The 3,019-nt window shown below is 46.6% G+C and carries 2 protein-coding genes; one reads left to right on the forward strand and one right to left on the reverse strand.

All coding sequences use genetic code 11. The features are described from left to right. Positions 1–126: 126 nt before the first annotated feature. Positions 127–210 (forward strand): hypothetical protein, encoded by an 84-nt coding sequence (locus L0156_05005; protein ID MCI0602351.1) that lies wholly within the window; start codon positions 127–129, stop codon positions 208–210. A gap of 418 nt (positions 211–628) precedes the next feature. Here L0156_05005 and L0156_05010 read toward each other — a convergent pair whose 3' ends face one another. After that, on the reverse strand, positions 629–2,758 hold the full coding sequence (locus tag L0156_05010) for a hypothetical protein (GenBank protein ID MCI0602352.1): 2,130 nt from the start codon (positions 2,756–2,758) through the stop codon (positions 629–631). Between the last annotated feature and the right edge of the window lie 261 nt (positions 2,759–3,019).

Below are 3,019 nucleotides of genomic sequence, written 5' to 3' on the forward strand. Positions count from 1 at the left end.
AACTGAGCTTCATCTCAACCACTGTGGATGTGATTTTGTAGTAGTTGAAATTAGTGATACTGGCGCCGGGGAATCCCGCTTGAAATTCAAGCCAAAATTTTCGAACCATTTTTTACAACGAAAAAAATGCATGAGGGGACTGGCCTTGATTTAGACACCGTAGACAGAATCATCCGCAGACATCGCGGCAGCATTTCTGTTTACTCGTAACCAGGTAATACATGTTTCAAAGTCCGCCTGCCTTTAAAACAACCCAACTGAAGTTTCATTTGAACCACTGCAGATCTTGTGAACGCTTACCCGCATCAGACCGAGTTTTAATTTGGTTTCGGTTGCGTACTTCCCTGTGAGAATATTCGCTTCAGCGAAAAATGCTTTGATCGCTCGCGCTTCTTCACTTGTACCGGACAATGGGACAAAGTTCAGACTGGATACATCAGATGCCGTTGTAACACTCCAGCCGCGATGCTGCGTTGGAGTTTATCAAAAGATTTGTCGACTACACCCCGCCAAATCATGGAACGTAGGAACGAAAGTTAGGTCAAGGTTGAACAGATTTGAAAAGAGGCGGGTCGATTATTGACCCGCCTCTATAAATCCAGGCTAATAAATTCCTTTTCGTAATCTTCTAATGTCCCTGATCGTGAGGTACGGTTACGAACACAGTTTGGGTGTTTGTGCCATTCGCATCAGAACATTCAATCGTAATTGTGTAGACACGTCCATCACCAAAGCCATCACGTTCCGCACGCAGTAGCACATGATGCGAATCAATCACAATCCAATCAGGTGAAGTTACTCCCTCCGGTTCGTCACTGGTAACACTCAGGGAGCAGGTAACTCCTGGGCCATTCTCATAGTTTATGGTCACGTTTTTCATCTTATGATTCGGTGGCCACAAAGTATTTGGGCTCGCGGCTTCGTTAGCGATACAAGTTGGGAATCGAAAACTGCCGATTCGAGTTGACCAGCAAGCATTGCTCAAAAAGCCAGTGGAGGAGCATGGTATCGTACCGTTGTTATCAGTGGTGTTGTAATACTCAGTTGTATACCAGAATGAGCAATCGTCTGAAGGATCCACGGTTAATGCGCTGTAATCACCCCAACGTGAAGCACTGTTCCCCTGGGATCCCAATCCTGTATGCAATGTTGTTTCTCCCTGGAAAAGTCCACTAGGAGGATCGGAAGCAAGGCGTCCGGCATAACGAATCGAAGGATAGACAGTTGCACTGGAGACGCTGTATCCCACCGCAAGATTGCCGTTGCTGTCCATGGCTGCGCTACCCATCCAGCGGTGATCACTATCGGGCGAAAACGTTGCTTGTTCATTTACGGAAAAAGGCCCTCCTGGCGATGTTCTACGCAATTCGTAGTAACGCACGCCGGCAAGATGGCCAGCAGTATCGGTTGGCGGTGTAAAGTTCACATCAACAGTGTGGTTTACTACCAACGTTTCATAAGGTCCAAAGTTCCGGTACTGCATTCTGTGCATCAATCTGTCAGCAATTGCATCCAATTTTGCATTGCAGGAAGCGGCTGGATTTCCTGGTATCAAAGGCTGATCTATATCATCCCTGAAGTTGAAGGTTCCAACCGGACAAGTACCGCTACCTGAATTCAAAGTTGGGTCGAAAGCCGCTACGGGTACAGGCGCTGCGTAGGAGCTTTCGGGTCTTTCTGTAAAAGTTGAATTTGCTGGTGTACCAAAATCAACATGAAAGTCGAATAGCCTGAGTCCGTCTGCGGGATCGCCAAAGTTAATTGCGGTAAAGTAAGCAAAGGTATTCGGCGTATCTGCTGCGGGAGGCGGTCCATCAAGGTCGGATGGTAGCATGCCGCCGACTCCTTCGGGATGAGAAGCCAAATCGAGATTGAAATAGATAAAGCTTGCCGTTGGATCACCAGCCAGCATTTTGGTGCGCTCGAAAGCATACACGCCCGTTCCATCGAATGGTCCAAAGTTGAAGAACTGGTTAGCGGTCATGTAGTATGCATCCGGCCAAACCCCGATCTTAGGATAATCCGGAAATTCTGCATTCGGAACCACAAAGTCATAGAGAAAATAAGCTCCTGTCGGATTAGAAGTCTTTGAAATTGCAATGCACTCATGGTAGGGCGGATTGCCGCTCGGCGGGAACGCGAATTGACTTAACAGCCAGCGGTCTGCAAGAGGATCATATAAAACGACTGGATCACCATTGTCGTTCGTAGAGCAAATCCCTCCAAGGGGTGCAAATAGACTGCTTAGTTTGAATGGAGCCGTTAACGGCGCGCCGGTCTTATCAAAAACGCGGACAAGCAGATTCACCATCTGAACATAGTGATTGGGACCTACATCGCCATTTGTATCAGGTGGCAAAACCCTGAATCCAAAAGCATTCGCATTGTCCAGGTTATTGATCCCGTCAAAACTAATACTCGGAGATGGCATTGCCATCGGTGCTGCCCATTTCTGTGCAGCAGGATCAACAAAAATTTTGGGCACAATCTGTCGAATTAAGTTTTCCTCTCCATCTCTTGGCAGAGGTAGGGTTGGAATTTCAACAATGCTTTCTTCATCGGACTGAAGATTAGGAGTAGCTACCCCCTTCGGCGGTTTCAGAGAGCGGGCCTTCTTGGATTTTGCAAAACGAACGGCCTGACCACTGATTGGTTTAATCGCATTACTGGTCGAAGATGTATCATCGGATTTCGCAAAACAAAGCGAAAACGTCATTGCAAATAGCAACAGAAAAACCAAGAAAGGTTTTTTGTTCATATTCCCTCCCAGGAAGCAACCATGGTGTACAACCATGGCGATTGGATGTGTTAGTGTTGTAAATTATTGAGTCACTAAACCGATGATAACTTCTATACCTTTAGTCTAGTTTTCATCTTGATCGCAGTCAATAGCGGTTTCCAATTCTTGATTTTCGGTTGACATTCAGTCCGCTGAGATCTGCACTAAAACGGAAGAGGTTTTTGATATCGATGCCCATTCTCCTTCTGCCAGAAATTGCGGAGAGTTAGCTAGATCTTC

Source organism: bacterium, assembly GCA_022616075.1.
GTDB lineage: Bacteria > Acidobacteriota > HRBIN11 > JAKEFK01 > JAKEFK01 > JAKEFK01.